Here is a 17,162-nt window from a genome sequence, read left to right on the forward strand (position 1 = left end):
TGATTTTTCATAAAGGAGGAACAACATTGAGTACGAATGAAACACCGAAAACAAATCGTAACTTTACTGGCCTTGTTGTGACCGTTTCGATTTTGGTAAATGCGCTTATTTTAACCCTTTTCTTTTCACCGATCGGCTATCAAGGTGAAGTCACATTTGACATTCATATCTTCCCTCGTATTAATGCTGTATTGAATAGCTTTACATTTATTTTTTTAGTAGCCGCACTGTATTTCATTAAAAAGAAAAATGTGAAGTTACACAGACGCTTTATTTTCGCAGCATTCACGTCAACGCTATTATTTTGCGTGTCTTACTTAACGTATCACTACATGTCAGTTGAACGTACGTATTACGGCGGTGAAGGGTTTATGAAAACTCTTTACTTATTTATCTTAACAACACACAGTGTATTAGCAGCCATTATCGTTCCACTTGCACTATTTTCATTAATCTATGGAATAACAAATCAATTAACAAAGCACCGTAAAATTGTCCGCTGGAGCATGCCAATTTGGTTATATGTAAGTTTTACAGGTGTTATTGTTTATTTAATGATTTCTCCATACTATTAAAAAACCGCCTTTAGGGGCGGTTTCTTCTTATCTATACTAACTACCTTATTACCACCTATACGCACCTTCACACGTGTTCGGTTTTGGTTCATAATAACAATGTTGCTTATAGGGCCCTGAAAACGGTTGATCATACCAAGTTGGTGGACATTCTCCGTACGGATTAAAGTACCAAAGCGCATACTTAGCAGGATGTTCCCGCCAATAGTCTAACGTTTTTTTCGCTAATCGTTTTTCCACACTTCTCGCTCGATTGTAAAATACATTCCCCTTTTGAACCGCTTCAAACGAATAGTTGCCTCCTTGTACTTGATAAATCACTTGTGGTACCGTCTTTAGACCTTTAAAATCTAAGCAATTCGCTTTTAACCGATTGACGATGACATTGCCAACCATCAGCATGCCTTGTTTCCCTTCGCCTTCTGCTTCTGCTCTCATCATCCGTGCGATTAACGCAACATCGCTATCTGTGTATTTAACCCTTGCCATTTTTATCACCTCTAACAGCATTGTATTAACAGACACTTTTAAAGATGATAACCAAAGCTCGGTTTTATTTAACTACTTCCTCTCAATACAAGCTCAGTGGGCACAACAACCTTCTTAGGAATTTTACGATCACTTAACCTCTCCATGAGTAAATCAACTGCTGTTTCTCCCATAAATTCAGTATGAACTTTCACCGTACTTAAAGCAGGAAATACATACTTAGAGACACTCACATCATTCACACCGATAATGCTTACACGATCTGGCACAGAAATCTTTTCTTCATGAAGCGCTCGTAAACAGCCAATCGCAATCGAATCGTTACCAGCGAAAAATGCCGTTGGTAGCTTTTCACCGTGCTCAGCGATGGCTTTCTTCATTAATTCATATCCTTCATCCACTGTAAACGCACCAACATAGAAATAAGATTCCTCTAATAAATCATGCTTTCCTAAAAAAGCTTTCACTGTTTCTTCTCTCACATCTTCAATATAAGCCGTACGATCTTTAAATTGCTCACGTCCACCGATATATCCGATTGTCGTATGACTACGGTCAATAAAATACTGTAATACTTTTTCTGTTGCACGCTGAAAATCAACAACGACTGAATCACATTCATCATCGTTTGGACTATAGTCTACAAACACAATGTTGTTTGTCACTTGCTTTAGTTGTTGTACTTCTGTTTCACTGTATTTTCCGATTGCAATGATTCCTTGGATATGTTCAGGCTGTATGTCACCTAAATCTTGCTGTGAATATTTGACGACTTGAAGGTCATGAGTTTGACAACGTTGTTCAGCACCCAAACGGATGGACATGTAGTAAATATCATCTAACTCTTCTTTCTCTGTATACCAATTAATAATCGCAATTTTAGAGACAGATATCTTTTTTGTTTGTAACTTTTTATAAGATAGATCCTCTGCAATTTCGAATATTTTTTTCTTTGTGTCATCACTCACCGATAACGTCGTATCATAATTGAGCACACGTGATACAGTCGCGATTGATACGCCTGCTTTTTCAGCAATGTCTCGAATCGTTGCCATCTCATTCCCCTTCCTTTCTTATCTTACGCCGAATCGAAATGTTGTTTTTGCTTCATACGGAACGCCTGCTTCTACTTCAATTGAAGGAAAATGGCTGTGGTGAATCGCATCTGGTAATCCTTGCGTTTCAAAGCATACCCCTAAATAAGGACGGCACTCTACACCTCTCATTGTCGTTGATGGTAAAAAGTTGCCTGTGTACATGACTAGACCAACTTGATCAGTTTGAACGACCAACGTACGACCACTCTCACGATCAACAAGTTCAACCGTGTTATCTGCACCTTGTTGTAAGACGAACGGATGATCAAACCCGTTTCCAACTAGCTCGATTTGTGGATGATTGGAGTGAATACCTGCTCCAATTGCTTGGAATTGTCTAAAATCAAACGGTGTTCCTTCCACATCTAAATACGCCCCTGTTGGGATGAGTTCCTCATTCAGCTCTAAAAATTTCTCACTACTTAGTTTTAACTCATGCTCTTTTATATCTCGTTTCAAATCCCCGCTCAAATTGAAGTATGTATGGTTGGTCATATTCAGTAACGTTTTTTGATCTGATAATCCGTGGTACGTCACGTGCAATTCATTGTGATTGGTTATCATATATGTCACTGTCAGCACAACCGTTCCTGGGTAATTCTCTTCTCCATCAGGACTTATGTATGTAAAACGCACACCCACTTGATTGTCTTCTTCTATTATATCAGTTTTCCAAACGCGATGACTAACTCCTTTTGTTCCTCCATGAAGATGGTTGTTTCCATTGTTTTTCACAAGTTCATAATGCGCACCATCTAATTCAAATGAACCACCAGCGATACGTCCTGCTACTCGCCCAACGACCGCACCTAAATACGCAGGGTTTGGGAAGTACTCTTCGAGATGGTCATAGCCTAGTACCACATTCTCCACGTTTCCAAAGCGATCTGGTGTTAAAATTCGGGTAATGATGCATCCATAGTCTAAACACGTAACAGTCATTCCTTTATCATTTGTTAATGTATACTCATGAACATTCGTTTGTTCAATTGATCCTATTACTTTTTTTGTTACGTTCATCTTTGACACTCCTTTTCGCTAATTTCTTACAGTACCTATTTAGAAGAAAGAGAGTGGGACATAACGAAATGGTTCCTTCTCAAAAACAAACAATAACGTTTCTGTCATCGTTATGTTACAGCAACAAGTTCGTTTCATTTCGCTCCAGCCACTCGCTTTCCGCGGGGAGGAACCTGAGCCTCTTCGTTCCTGTTGGGTCTCAGCCTTTCCTCTATTTCCCGCAGGAGTCGAGTGTCCTACGCTCCATTCCACTATTTTTTTAAACTTGTTTTTTAATCAAAAATATCCGAACTATAAATAGGATATAACTATAAATAGTTCGGATTTTTATCAACTGAAACACTTATGTCCCAGCCTCTTTGCTCTTACTCTTCATATCCAGTTGGATGATGTTGATGCCAATTCCATGCGTCTTGAATAATTTTATGAACCGACGTACGTTTTGGCTCCCAACCTAGTACTTCTTTCGCTTTTGCAGAAGAAGCAATAAGTTTACTCGGATCACCTGCGCGTCTTTCACCGATTTGTGCTGGAATCGAATGACCTGTTACTTCACGAACGGCATCCACAATTTCTTTTACAGAGAAGCCTTGGCTGCTTCCTAAATTAAAGACATTACTTTCGCCACCGTCACGTAAGTAATTTAATGCTAAAAGATGAGCAGCAATTAAATCTTCAACATGAATGTAGTCTCGAATGCATGTACCATCTGGTGTGTCGTAGTCTTCACCAAAAATCGTAATATGCTCACGTTGTTCAAGTGCCACTTGTAAGATAACCGGAATAAGATGCGTTTCTGGTGAGTGATCTTCTCCAATTTTCCCGTCTTCACGCGCACCCGCTACATTAAAGTAACGAAGTGATACATACTTCATCTCGTAAGCAGCGTCACACCACTTCATTAATTTTTCCATTGTTAACTTTGTTTCACCATACGTATTTGTAGGAACAGTCGGCATGTTCTCAGTAATTGGCACAACTTCAGGCTCACCATACGTTGCAGCCGTTGATGAAAAGACAATTTTCTTCACACCAAACTCATTCATCACGTCTAAAAGCACTTGTGTTCCGTATACGTTGTTGTCAAAGTATTTGATTGGGTTTGTCATCGACTCTCCAACAAGTGAGTTTGCAGCAAAGTGTAAAACACCGTCGATTTGCTCTTTTGAAAACACATCGCGTAAAAATGCTTTATCACGAATATCCCCTTCATAAAACGTTGCGTCTGGGTGAATCGCTCCTTTATGACCTGTTTGAAGATTGTCGACTACTACTACTTTTTCATTTTGATCGATTAGTTGATAAACGGCATGTGAGCCAATGTAGCCTGCTCCACCTAATACTAAAATACTCATCCAACCATCGCCTCTCTTTTTAATTCTTTTGCTCCGTCTCCGATGCTTGCTTCATAAAATGTCGCTTCATACCCGATTTTCTCTCGGTATTCGTTCCCCACTTTTTCAATGAACTCTTCTACATGTAGCTTGTCCACAATAGCAATGGCACAGCCACCGAAGCCTGCTCCTGTCATACGTGCACCAACCACACCTGTTTGTTTCCATGCGACTTCAACTAATGTATCGAGTTCAACTCCCGTTACTTCATAATCGTCACGAAGGGAACGATGAGAAGCATTCATTAATTCTCCAAAGTGGTAAAGGTCATGGCGTTTTAGCGCCTCAATCGCTTCTAACGTACGTCTACTTTCATAGACTGCATGCTTCGCACGTTTTACCAAAGTTTCATTCGTAATGACATGCTGATGTGCGTCAAACTGTTCTTCTGTTAACTCGCCTAACGCTTCAATATCAAGAATTGTTTGAAGCTCTTTTAAAGCCGACTCACATTCACCGCGACGCTCATTGTATTTCGAATCAGCTAGTTCACGGCGCTTATTTGTATTCATGATTACAATGGAATGATCCTCTAGATTCATTGGTGCATATTCGTATTGTAACGTTTGGCAGTCTAATAGAATGGCGTGATTTTCTTTGCCCATTCCAATCGCAAACTGATCCATAATGCCGCTGTTGACACCAATGAACTCATTTTCTACTTGCTTCCCAATCTTCACTAAATCGAGACGGTCAAGGTGAAGTTGAAACAATTCTTCTAGTAAAATACCTGTCACAAGTTCAATCGAAGCGGATGAAGACAATCCTGCACCGTTCGGAATTGTACCATGATAAATGACATCAAGTCCATTTGTAATGGAATGGCCGTGCTTTTTTAAATAGGCAATCATTCCTTTCGGATAGTTCGCCCAGTCATGTCCTTTTTGATACTCAAGGTCATTGAGGGAAAACTCAATGACCCCTTTCTCTTGGAAATTAACCGAATATAAGCGGATAAGATTGTCATCTCGCTTACGCGCAAGCGCAGTTGTACCAAATGTAATCGCACAAGGAAACACATGTCCACCGTTATAATCCGTATGCTCACCAATTAAATTGATACGACCTGGTGCGAAGAACACGCGGTAGTCATCATATTGAAATATGTCCACAAACGTGTCGGCTAGCTCACGATCATTCATGAAGCTCGCCTCCTTCTTCTACTTTAAAGATAACAGACTCATAAGGCTGTAATGTACGACCGTTAAAGCTCTCTTCATATCCGTTATGATTAATTACAACCACATATGTTTCATCGCCAACAACACGGCGAACGGCTTCGACACCTTCACTCGTTTCCATCGTTTGAAGCGCTACGTCTTTGGCGATTTCTTCAGCAATGGTACAAAGTGTATCAACTTCAACACCGCCACCTACATAGTACGCTTTTCCTTTACCGAATTCATTGACTGTGATGCATGAATATTCGCTATAGAAATAGTCATTGTACTGATACAGCGTTTGTGCTGTCGTTGGACGTACAATGTCTCTCCATACTGTACAAGAACTTTCATCACCTGTAGGCGATACAATCGAAACAGATTGTCCTTCGTGTAGAGATTCTGCTTCTTCAACTTCAATTCCTAACATGTCTGATAGCGTTCCTGGCGACATCACACCAAATGGAATGTTGTTGTATTCATCTTTTACACCTGCACGATACGAAACAATAACTGTTCCACCGTTTTTCGTAAATTCTTCTAGACGTTGTGCAAGCTCTGGTTTCACCCTTTTCATCACCGGTACAACCACCACTTTGTACTGTGAGAAATCATGGTCGTAGCGAATGACATCAATCGATGCATTTTGACGGTGAAATGGTTCGTATAAACGGACAAGCTCTTTTGTAAAGTTGAACATTGAACTTTGACGTTGAGCTCTCCATGACCATACGTTATCAAAATCATATAAAACCGCTACTTCTGCTTGCATTGGAGCATCAAACACATGCTCATACTCACGAATATGATGGAAGAATTCTTGCACTTCATTATACTTTCTTGTTTTCTTATTATTTGCATCGACAATTCCTAAGCAATATTGCTCTGCTCCGCGGTTCATCCCTCTCCAGCGGAAGTAAAGCATATTTGTACAACCGTGTGCGAACGCGTGATATGACCATGCTTTCGCTTGATTTGGTCTTGGTAAATAACCGATGACATCATGACCTTGTGCTCCCATTAATTGTTCAACAATCCAGAAGTTTTCTTTCTTCAAGCCACGAACAAAATCAAGTGATGCTGATAACTCTGCTGGTGTGACAGGCTCTTTTAAGCCCCCCCATACTGGATAGTTATCATACGATACATAATCTAAATCACGTGTAAATTCATTATGGTCAAACCACTTATCAAAGAATCCACCTGGTAAGTTTGTTGTAACCGTTTGATGGTCACCTTTGATTCCTTTTACAAGGTTAATATGTTGTAAAGCAAATTGACTTAATGAATATGAACGGAATCGTGCCCAGTCAGATAATAATGATGGATTATGAACAGTGATTGTTTTCTTTGGTACTGGAATCTCTGAAAAGTCATTGTACGTTTGACCCCAGAAAATCGTCCCCCACTTTTCATTTAACTCATCGATTGTTTGATACTTTTTCTCTAAAAATGTTTGGAAGTCGGCGTGACACTGTCCGCAATAACACATATCACTGCCTTCGTGACCAAACTCGTTATCAATTTGCCATGCGATGATCGCTTCTTCATCTTTATAGTGATTCACTACTTTTTCTGCAATTCTTAACGAGTATTCTTGATACACGCGAGAGTTATAGCAATATTGACGACGTCCACCAAAGGCCATCTTTTGTCCATTTTCATCTTCAATAAAGATACTTGGGTGCTTTTTCGCTAACCATGCTGGGAATGTAGCAGTTGGTGTTCCGAACATCACCTTAAAGTCATATTGCTTGATCTTTTCAATGGCTGCATCAAAGAATGAAAAGTCAAATTGTCCTTCTTCTTTCTCCATTAAATGCCATGCAAATTCACCAATACGAACGATGTTAACGCCCATTTCTTTCATTCTTGTTAAATCGTCTTCCATTAAATTTAAATCCCAATGTTCTGGATAGTAGTCTACGCCTAAATACATGTTATTCACCTCGTTGTGTAATGTAGAAAATCTGTGATTGATAGTCTCCGCCTCGTTTTGCTTGCGAGCCGTTTACCCCATTAAATTCAGTTGGAAGCTGAATCCCTACTTGTACTAATTCATCTCCATAGAATGTTCCGTCAAATCCTTCAATTTCATATTCCACTTCTTCATTCAATCCAACAAGCGGAAGAGTTTGTTGTGTTTTATTTGTTGGAGTTGCTAATACTTTATACCAACCTACTAATGCTTCTGATTGATCTTGACTCACAACCATCCATGCTGTTTCATTATGGTCGAATGGACTTTGCAAGCGATAGAAGTTGCCTTCACGAATGAGAGCACGATGCTTTTTATAAAAATTGATTTGCTTTTTAACCACTTCTTTTTCTTCGTCAGGCATTTCAATTGGGTTTAACTCATAGCCAAATGTCCCAAAGTATGCCGTGTTTGCTCTTGTTTCAAGCGGTGTGACACGTAATGTTTGATGATTTGGTACAGCGGATACGTGTGAACCGATGCTATAAAGTGGATACGCAAACGATGTTCCGTATTGAATCTTTAAGCGTTCTACCGCGTCTGTATCATCACTTGCCCATGCTTGAGGAGCATAATGTAACAGCGCTGCATCAAAGCGACCGCCACCTCCTGCGCATGACTCGAATAAAACATTTGGATAAGCAGTCGTTAAACGCTCATATAGGTTATATACCCCTAAAATATAGCGATGGAAAAACTCACCCTGTTGATCCGCTTCTAATCCAATTGAATAAGCTTCCGTAATGTTTCGGTTCATGTCCCATTTTATATAAGAAAGGCCTGTTTTTTCAATGATACCTGCCATTTTGTCATACAAGTAGTCAACCACTTCATTGTTTGAAAAATTGAGCACAAGCTGGTTGCGTCCAAGTGTTTGTGGTGCACCAGGTGTATGGATCGCCCAATCTGGATTCTCGTTATAAAGCTCACTAACAGGATTAATCATTTCAGGTTCAAACCATAAACCAAACTGTAAGCCAAGCTCATTAATTCGCTTTGAAACACTTTCTAATCCATTTGGTAACTTGGCACGATCTTCCCACCAATCACCTAATGATGTTGTATCATTATCACGTTTCCCAAACCAGCCGTCATCTAACACAAATAATTCAACGCCTAGCTTCTTCGCTTCTGCTGCAATATCAACTAGCTTTTCTTCATCAAAGTTAAAATACGTCGCTTCCCAGTTATTAATTAAAATTGGACGGTCTGCTTGCTTCCATTGTTCACGAATAAGCTGTTGACGATACACATGATGAAAAGCTTGGCTCATGCCATTTAACCCTTCATTTGAATAAGTCATGACCACTTCTGGAGCTTGAAACGCTTCACCTGCTTTTAACTTCCATTCAAAGCGAAACGGATGAATACCCATTGTCAAACGTGACACATCGTAATGATCCACTTCAACTTGCGCTAAGAAATTACTGCTATACACGAAATTAAATCCGTATGCTTCTCCTGTATGCTCCGTTGTATGTGGGCGACGAAGAGCTAAAAATGGGTTTTGATGATGCGAACTTGCCCCTCTTACACTTGAAACGGATTGAATGCCTGTTTGAAGAGGTCGCTCGACAACATGACGCTCTCTTGACCATGCTCCTGACAATTGGATCATCGTAAAGTCTTTGTCCGCAAAATCAACCGACGCACTCATCATGCGCTCAATGTGTAGTGCTTCTGTTCCATAGTTCATCATTTTTGCACTTCGTGTCACAACTGGATGATTAGCAAATATTGTGTAATACAACTGCAACTCTGCTTTTAATCGATCATCTTTTAAGCTAATGATTAACGTTTCTGCTTCATCATCCGATGCGTACGTCGCTGGTAGCCCGTTTAATGTTGGTTTTCCTGCAATTACACGATACGAATCGTACTGAAAGTTGGTAATATGACTACCATCTTGTGCACGTAAGCTAATCGCTGGTTCGCGGAAATCTGATGTTCCATAACTTGGGTATTCTTGACGAGCAGTTTCTAAGCTAAATGCAGGGTCATCGGCATATAAGTGACAGCTCGCAGCCGTTGACACATCATATCGTTGTAGATGAGAAAAATCAGCACGATGACGAAGCCCTTTTCCGTAATACAGGTGACCTAGCTGATTATTCTTCATTACATGAAACACGTAACTCACTTGGCCATTCGTTAAATGAAACTGTTTCGTTTCTTCATTAATATGAATCAGCATACTCTCTCTCCTCTAGCCTAGTTTCGGTGTATCAATAAATGTAATTTCGTTCGTTTCATTTCCTTCTAATTCAAACACGATGACTTCGTTTGTACCTTGCTTTAATAAAGGTCCAGGTACGTATAGGGTTTCTTGCGGACCAACCGACCAGTAGCGACCAAGATTGATACCATTTATAAACACATTCCCTTTTGTCCATCCTTTTAACTGAACGAATGTATCAGCTTGTTCATTCACTTCAAGTGTGCCTCGATAAAATTTCGGATAACGCTCATCTGTTCCTTCATTAAACAGTGTTGGCAACGTCGTTAGTTCAATCGGATACATCTCCCAATGAAAGACGTATTGGTTATTCATCCATAAAGGACCAATGATTCCTTTGGCGTCTTTTAAGTGCTTTCCGTAATTCACACGACCCATGTTTTCAACTAGAAGCTCAATGACATTGTCTTCTTTCGTTAACGAAAGAGAAACCATTTTCTCTTCATCATTTCGGTAGATTGTTTGTTGATAGATACCGTTTACGTAGACGAAAGCACGATCTCGGATTGGCGTAATATCAAGCTTCACTTCTCCTTTAAATGAGACCGATGTTTTATACAACGTAAAACCGAAATTCTGATGCAGTTGCTCCATCGAAAGCGGATAAGCACTCACTACTTTTTCACTTATGGAAGAAAGTGTGTCAAACAAACTCACTTGTTCGCTTAGTTCAACGGTTCCATATGCGTTCTTTTTGATTTCTGGAATCTCTACTTCTGGAAGTTCAACATACCGGCGCATCACATCTTTTACTTTCTCATACTTATCTGTGAAATCTCCTGACTCCGTTAGCAACGCATCATAGTCATAGCTTGTAATGGTTGGAGAATACGTTTCATAATGATTCGCTCCGTTATAAAACCCAAAGTTTGTTCCGCCATGGAACATGTAAAAGTTAACAGAGGCACCCACTTTCAACATATCATCAAGCACTTTGGCGACATCTTCTCCATCCCGTGTATGGTGCTCTCCACCCCAGTGATCAAACCATCCAATCCAAAACTCTGCACACAACTTTGGTGAACCCGGTTTATAATCTTCTAACTTTTGAAACGCTTCGTTCGAACGCGAGCCAAAGTTTAACGTCGTTAATACATCGGGTAACGAACCACTTTGTATCATCTCTGGTCCATCTGATGTGAATAAAAGAACATCAATTCCTCGACTGACAAGTGCTTCTTTCATAAAAGTAAGGTAGTTCTCATCGTTTCCATATCCACCGTATTCATTTTCAATTTGTACCGCAATTACAGGGCCACCGTTTGTAGACAGATGCGGAACAATCTTTGGAAGTAATACATCATAATAATCATCCAAGTGTTTTAGATAAGATGGATGAGAACAGCGTAGCTCCACGTCTTTTTCTTTTAATAACCATCCTGGTAAACCACCAAACTCCCACTCTGCACAAATATAAGGAGAAGGACGCACAATGACATACAGCCCTATCTCTTCTGCTTTTTTAATAAAAGCTTCTAAGTCTGCTAAGCCCTCAAACTGAAATTCGCCTTTTTGCGGTTCATGCATGTTCCATGGAACATAGGTTTCAACCGTATTTAAGCCACATGCTTTCATTTTTAATAACCGATCTTCCCAATAGTCAGGAACAATTCGAAAATAATGAAGTGCACCTGATAACAGTTGAAAAGGTTCATTGTTTAGTAAAAATTTACCCTCATTTACTTGAAGCATAAGCCCCCTCCTATTTCAGTGCACTTCCTAACATGCCTGAGATAAAGTGCTTTTGAAGCGCTAAGAACACTACAATGATTGGAATTGTCGCAAGTGTCACACCTGTCATGACTTGACCGTAGTCAATCATCGATAAGCCCATTAAACTTGATAGTGCCACCGGGAACGTGTACATGTCACTTGATGTTGTTGCAATAAGTGGCCACATAAAATTGTTCCACTGTGTCATAAATAAGAAAATGGATGTTGCAGCAATTGCTGGTTTCATAGATGGTAAGACGATGGTAAAGAAAATACGAAACTCACCTGCTCCATCTAAACGCGCAGACTCTAGTAATTCCGTTGGGAACGCTAGGAAGTTTTGACGCATTAAGAAAATGGCAAATGGATAGCAAAGTTGCGGCGCAATAAGCGCAAAATACGTGTTAAGTAAATCTAAATTAGACATTAACTGAAACAACGGAATCATGGTCGCTTGATATGGAATCATCATTGATAATAAAAAGATGATAAAAATGGCGTTTCTTCCTTTGAACTCAAACTTCGCGAGCGCATAAGCTGCTGTTGTACAAACCGCTAATGCTGCAAATACATATAAACCTGATACTAACAATGAATTAAATAATACACGCGCAATGCCAATCGAATCATTTAAATTGGTCAAGTTTGTCATAAATTCGCCACCTGGAACGAGCGTTGGTGGACTTGTAAACATTTTACTAGAATGATTGGTCGCCCCCACTAACATCCAATAGAATGGGAAGATTGAAATAATCGTAAAAATCCCAAGCAATACATACATCCCAATTTTTCCGAGTAAACCTTTACGGTTGCGTTTCGTTTGAACGACTACTTGTTTTGTAGTTACATTTTTAACTGCATTCATCTTATTTATCCCCCGTCACTTTAAACTGAATGAAGGTTAAGATTGCCACTAATACCACAACAGCATAAGCAATAGCTGATGCATAACCAAAATCAAAATACTCGAATCCACTTTGGTAAATATATAAACCAAGTGACATCGTTGAATCTGCTGGTCCACCTTTTGTTAAATTGTACGGTTCATCAAACAATTGCAGTGTTCCAATTGTCGAAAGAATTGCTGCGAATAAAATAACAGGCTTTAATTGCGGAACCGTAATCGAGAAGAACTGTCTGATCTTACCCGCTCCATCTAACGAAGCTGCTTCATACATATCTTCTGAAATGTTTTGTAACGCCGCTAAAAAGATCACCATGTTATACCCCGTCCAACGCCATGTCATCGCAATAATAATGGATGCTTTCGCCCAAAACGGTGTCGATAACCATTGAATGGCATCAATTCCGAAGAAGCCTAGGAAACTATTAATAACCCCTTCTTCTTGAAGCATAATTGAAAACAAAATGGAATACGCAACAAGTGACGTAACAGCTGGTAAGAAGAACGATACACGGAAAAATCCTTTTAACTTCAGTAATTGACTGTTTAACGCACTTGCTAAAACTAATGCTAGTAAAATCATTAATGGTACTTGAATAATGAAGATGATAAACGTATTACCTAGTGCTTTAATAAAAATTTGATCATTAAATAATCGTATGTAGTTGTCAAACCCCGTAAATACATACTCCCCTTGCTCCATTGTTTGGAAGCTTAAAAGAAGCGATGCGATGATTGGGTACACAGTAAATAAGGCAAATAAAACGACTGCTGGTCCAACAAACAAATAAGGAAAATATTTTGTTTTATTCATACTAACCTCCGCCTTAAAACATAGGGGGCTGACTCGTCAAGCGCTCTATGCGATTGTAAGCCATCCCCCTTTATTGTTTTTTACTTAATTCTGTTCTCTAAGCGACCTTCCGCTTCTTTTAATGCTTTATCGATTGCTTTTCCATTCGCAATTTCTGACTGTGCTTTTACCGCTTCATCTTTTGCTAATGAATAGTTTTCTGTATAGTTCACCGCTGGAACGTCTGCCATTTGATCGGCAAGTACTTTCCATATAGGTTGATTGCTGAAGAATTCATCGTTTGTTGTAAATAGCTCGTTATCATAGATTGTGTTTAGTGATGGGAATAATCCACCCTTCATCGCTTCTAACTGTGCTTCATCAGACGTTGAGAAGAATTCCATGAAATCATAAGCTAAATCCGCTTTTTCACTTGATGATAGAATCATATAGTTGCTACCACCTAAGTTTGATGCGCGATTTTCACCTTCTTCAAAAGCTGGAAGTGGGAACAGTCCCCATTTTCCTTTTGTATCAACCGCTTGCTGTGTTAAAGAGCCAGATAACCATGCGCCAGATGGAGCAACCGCTACTTTTCCTTCAGCCATTGAACTAATCCAAGCATCCCATCCAACTGTGTTACGAACGATACCAGCTTCTTTTAACTTCTTGTGTACGTCCATTGCTTGTTTCGATTCTTTTGATGTTAACGCCATTTTTCCATCTTTATCAAAGTAGAAAGAACCTTGTTGATTTAACATCATACGATATAGACCGTCATCCCCATTCATGTCTAAACCGATAAAATCAACGCCCACTTTTTCTTTAATTACTTTACCTGCTTCAACAAAATCATCCCACGTTTGGATATCTTCTGCTTTAATGCCTGCTTGTTCAAAGTAATCAGTGCGATAGAATACACCTGTTGGACCACCATCAAACGGGAAACCATACATGTTACCATCTTTTGATAACAGTTCCTTTTTATATGTAGGGAACTTATCTGCATGTTCATCGAATCCTTTTTCAGATACGTTCATAAATGCTTTTGGAAAGGCATTCATATAACCTTGCACGCGATCATCTTCAACAAGTACGATGTCAGGTAAACCTTTACCACCTGCTTGTAGTCCCGTTGTTAACTTCGAGTACACATCTCCTGTACCTGTTTCAACGACGTTTAATTTAAACCCTGGATTTTCTTTTTCAAAATCTTCTGCGGCTTGCTCTAGAACAGGAACGTTAATGTTCCACGCCCATGCTGTAAGTTCTTTTGGATCTCCTGATGCTTTTTCAGAGGAACCTCCTCCACAAGCTGTTAAACCTAATGTTAGAGCAGCTGTTATACTAAGCGTACTAAATAGCTTTTTCATATTTATCCCCCTTATATCGTAACCGCTTTCAGTAACATCATAAAACATAAACGTAAAAAGTTCAATAAAAATTTAACTAAAATTTTAGTAAAACTCTTTTTCGTTCTTTTTACCTGTTTATATAGGTGTTCAAAATGATTGATTTAGTAGGGTTCTACACAATAAAAAGACTAAATGAAGCAAGATGAAAAACACCTCACTTCATTTAGCCTTTTATGTTTTGTACCGTATTCATAGCGTTAAATCACATAGCTCGACTTATGTTGCCACTTGTTCTTTTGATTCACGCACACGTTTTTTATGTTCGTTTAGTTGTTGTGGAGACAACGTTGTCACCACAATGCCAAAGGATGCAATCACAATGGAAATGATCGGCACCATATAGTTTAAAATGGCATAAGGTCCATATTCAAACGGATGAACATTTAACGTTGTAAAGATAAATACCGCACATGTATTCCACGGAACGAATACACTGGTCACTGTTCCACCATCTTCAAGCGCACGCGACAAGTTTTTCGGATGCAGCTTCTTCTCTTCATACGCACTTGCATACATACGTCCCGGTAGAACGACAGCCATGTATTGTTCCGCTGCGGGAATGTTTGTGAAAATAGCTGATAAGACCGTTGTTCGGACAAGTTTTCGTGACGTCGTTGCTAATTTTAAAATTTGACGCACAATTGCATTCAACATGCCTGTATGCTCCATCACGCCACCGAATGTCATTGCGACAATGACAAGTGAGACAGTAAACATCATGTCATCAATTCCACCACAGTTAAACAGTTCATCTACCATCTCGTTCCCCGTTGACACACACTTTTTTACCTCTTATCTACCAACTTCCCATACACCACCGCGTCTCGGATCACCCGCTCCTTCAATTCGATTAGAATTTAAATCTTTTGATAGTACTTGAACACCGCCATAAAAAACATCACTGCGTCTAACCGAAATGTTATAATCAGCGTTTGAAATAACCTCTCCAATCGCACTCTCTAATTCAGGCTCAACAAACATATCACCTTTATCAAAAATAAACCGACTTTGTTCCACCGCATCTTGTATTGATTGATTTCCTTCAAAATGATGGCTCATTACTTGAGATAAAATTTGCGGAATACGCGTACCACCCGGTGATCCAATTCCCATCACCCACTCTCCTTTATCACGAATAATCGTCGGAGCTGTAAACGTTCGCGCACGCTTTCCACCTTCCATCGTATTGACACCGCTACTTCCGAACGTATCTGCATTGTTATTTAAGAAAAAGCCATTTACTTGCCTTCCTGTTCCAAAAAAATTACTTAATGTATTCGTTGTCGATACGGTCGTTCCTTCTTTATCAATTACGACAAAATGCGTCGTGCTTTCGTGTTCTTCATCATCTTTTTGGCCACTATTTAAATTTTCATCATGCAGGTTGTTTGTTAACTCTTCAATGTATTCATCACTTACCCATTCACTTGGTGTTTGCTCTTCAAAATTCGGATCGCTAATCGTTGAAATGCGGTCTTGATAGGCAATTTTTTTTATTTGACCCATGAAATAATAGTACTCTTCTTCGTTATCTTTTTGTAGTTGCTCTATTTGTTCTCGTTCTATCATCTTCAACATTTGAATTAATGTCGTTCCAGAAAACGGCGGTGGTGCTGAAATGATTTCGTATCCTGCATAAGTAGAGATAACCGGCTCACGTTCTTCTACTTCGTAGTTCGCTAAGTCATCAAGCGAAAGATCTGTTTCATTCGTCAACTTCTCTGCTAGTTCATCTTTATAGAAGGCTTCTGGTCCTTCTTGTTGAATCGCTCGAAGTACATCCGCTAGCTCTGGTTGTTTTAACGTTTCACCCACAGCGACAGCTTGTTCATTCGGATAAAAGTTTTCTAAGCCACTCGGTAACATCCGCCCTCGCGAAGCTTGCAAGCGCGAATAAAGAACACTTCCTACTTCAAAACCATTTTCTGCATAATCAATTGCTGGTTGAATCAATTCGTTCAGCGGCTTTTCTCCGTATTGTTCATGAATGTATGCCATTCCAGCAACAAAGCCCGGAACACCTACAATTCCTCGCTCAGAAGAAGGGGCCACTTCACGATAATCAATAAATGTTGGGGCTTTGTCTTTCTTTGCGACTAACATGCCACCACCACCACCAATCCCAGATCCGTATGGCTCCACAACACCTAATGTGTAAGAGATGGCAATAGCTGCATCGACGGCACTGCCTCCATTTTCTAACACATCCATCCCCACTTTTGCGGCTATCGGATCCGATACACTCACTCCATACCCCACTTTTTCTCTAAATGGAAGTGGTACATCATTTATGACATCTGGTTGATTTTGATAAATAATAGCTGTTACAGATACAACCAAAAAAAGCGCCGAAACCGTAACGAGCAAAACTTTCTTCACACACATCTC

At 39.6% G+C, this 17,162-nt stretch carries 13 protein-coding genes and 1 pseudogene; 1 reads left to right on the forward strand and 13 read right to left on the reverse strand.

Annotation, left to right across the window (positions count from 1 at the left end):
* Positions 1-26: 26 nt before the first annotated feature.
* Positions 27-575 (forward strand): DUF420 domain-containing protein, encoded by a 549-nt coding sequence (locus tag DIS06_RS05095; protein ID WP_162595888.1) that lies wholly within the window; start codon positions 27-29, stop codon positions 573-575.
* 48 nt (positions 576-623) lie between these two features.
* Here the strand turns inward: DIS06_RS05095 and DIS06_RS05100 are convergent, their stop codons facing one another.
* From DIS06_RS05100 to DIS06_RS05160, 13 genes and pseudogenes are all read right to left on the reverse strand, one after another.
* Positions 624-1,064: a cell wall hydrolase gene (locus tag DIS06_RS05100; protein WP_110112161.1), complete on the reverse strand. Its 441-nt coding sequence runs from the start codon at positions 1,062-1,064 to the stop codon at positions 624-626.
* 68 nt (positions 1,065-1,132) lie between these two features.
* Positions 1,133-2,119, reverse strand: coding sequence for a LacI family DNA-binding transcriptional regulator (locus DIS06_RS05105; RefSeq protein ID WP_110112162.1), 987 nt, complete (start codon positions 2,117-2,119; stop codon positions 1,133-1,135).
* A gap of 18 nt (positions 2,120-2,137) precedes the next feature.
* Positions 2,138-3,181, reverse strand: a complete 1,044-nt coding sequence (locus tag DIS06_RS05110; protein WP_110112163.1) for an aldose epimerase family protein — start codon at positions 3,179-3,181, stop codon at positions 2,138-2,140.
* 365 nt (positions 3,182-3,546) lie between these two features.
* Positions 3,547-4,536 (reverse strand): UDP-glucose 4-epimerase GalE, encoded by a 990-nt coding sequence (gene galE / locus DIS06_RS05115; RefSeq protein ID WP_110112164.1) that lies wholly within the window; start codon positions 4,534-4,536, stop codon positions 3,547-3,549.
* Complete coding sequence (locus tag DIS06_RS05120; protein ID WP_110112165.1) at positions 4,533-5,717, reverse strand: galactokinase; 1,185 nt, start codon at positions 5,715-5,717, stop codon at positions 4,533-4,535. Before DIS06_RS05120 ends, galE begins: the two co-directional genes overlap by 4 nt.
* Positions 5,710-7,674 carry a beta-galactosidase gene (locus tag DIS06_RS05125; protein WP_110112166.1) on the reverse strand — a complete coding sequence of 655 codons (1,965 nt, stop codon included), beginning with the start codon at positions 7,672-7,674 and terminating at the stop codon, positions 5,710-5,712. The genes DIS06_RS05120 and DIS06_RS05125 overlap by 8 nt, the downstream gene beginning before the upstream one ends.
* A 1-nt stretch (position 7,675) precedes the next feature.
* Positions 7,676-9,907, reverse strand: a complete 2,232-nt coding sequence (locus tag DIS06_RS05130) for an alpha-galactosidase (protein WP_110112167.1) — start codon at positions 9,905-9,907, stop codon at positions 7,676-7,678.
* Between the two features lie 12 nt (positions 9,908-9,919).
* Positions 9,920-11,641 (reverse strand): glycoside hydrolase family 35 protein, encoded by a 1,722-nt coding sequence (locus DIS06_RS05135; protein ID WP_110112168.1) that lies wholly within the window; start codon positions 11,639-11,641, stop codon positions 9,920-9,922.
* Between the two features lie 10 nt (positions 11,642-11,651).
* Positions 11,652-12,443: a carbohydrate ABC transporter permease gene (locus DIS06_RS05140; protein ID WP_239421912.1), complete on the reverse strand. Its 792-nt coding sequence runs from the start codon at positions 12,441-12,443 to the stop codon at positions 11,652-11,654.
* An 85-nt stretch (positions 12,444-12,528) separates the two neighbouring features.
* Positions 12,529-13,380 carry a carbohydrate ABC transporter permease gene (locus DIS06_RS05145; RefSeq protein WP_110112170.1) on the reverse strand — a complete coding sequence of 284 codons (852 nt, stop codon included), beginning with the start codon at positions 13,378-13,380 and terminating at the stop codon, positions 12,529-12,531.
* A gap of 80 nt (positions 13,381-13,460) precedes the next feature.
* Complete coding sequence (locus DIS06_RS05150; RefSeq protein ID WP_110112171.1) at positions 13,461-14,732, reverse strand: ABC transporter substrate-binding protein; 1,272 nt, start codon at positions 14,730-14,732, stop codon at positions 13,461-13,463.
* Between the two features lie 258 nt (positions 14,733-14,990).
* Positions 14,991-15,551, reverse strand: a pseudogene (locus DIS06_RS05155) (Na+/H+ antiporter NhaC family protein); the annotation flags it as partial.
* Between the two features lie 15 nt (positions 15,552-15,566).
* The gene (locus DIS06_RS05160) at positions 15,567-17,159 is read right to left on the reverse strand and encodes a gamma-glutamyltransferase (RefSeq protein WP_110112172.1); all 1,593 of its coding nucleotides are present in this window, start codon (positions 17,157-17,159) and stop codon (positions 15,567-15,569) included.
* Between the last annotated feature and the right edge of the window lie 3 nt (positions 17,160-17,162).

This window comes from Bacillus sp. CGMCC 1.16541 (assembly GCF_003184905.1).
Classification (GTDB): Bacteria; Bacillota; Bacilli; order Bacillales; family Bacillaceae_H; genus Priestia.